This window comes from Alcanivorax sp. UBA3183 (assembly GCF_002364155.1).
In the GTDB taxonomy this organism is placed as follows: Bacteria; Pseudomonadota; Gammaproteobacteria; order Pseudomonadales; family Alcanivoracaceae; genus Alcanivorax; species Alcanivorax jadensis.
Window position 1 is genome coordinate 58,961 of record NZ_DEXN01000032.1, and the last position, 304, is coordinate 59,264.

1 pseudogene is annotated in these 304 nt (G+C 58.2%); it reads left to right on the forward strand.

The window, feature by feature from the left end:
• A pseudogene (locus tag B3Q33_RS10985) lies at window positions 1-209 on the forward strand (mechanosensitive ion channel family protein); the annotation flags it as partial.
• Window positions 210-304: the final 95 nt, after the last annotated feature.

Here is a 304-nt window from a genome sequence, read left to right on the forward strand (position 1 = left end):
CCAGCCGCTACGCCTATCTGAAAAAGCCGGTGTCTTTTGCCATTGAGGAAGTGGAAATCGGCGACATGCTGGCCATTCGCCTGCGCTCCAAGGCCTACGTGCTGGACGTGCATTACGAGAAGGCCTTCCAGAGCGATATTGTGGTGCGGGTTTCCAAGCGTTTTCAGGAACAGCAGATCCCCCGGCCCCGCCGCGGCAGCGATGCCTGACACCCTTGGCGGGCGCTACTTTTTATCTTTGCGGTTTTTCGACAACGCCTCTTCCAGCTCTTCGCGGGGCATGTAATCCAGATCCCAGTGGCTGG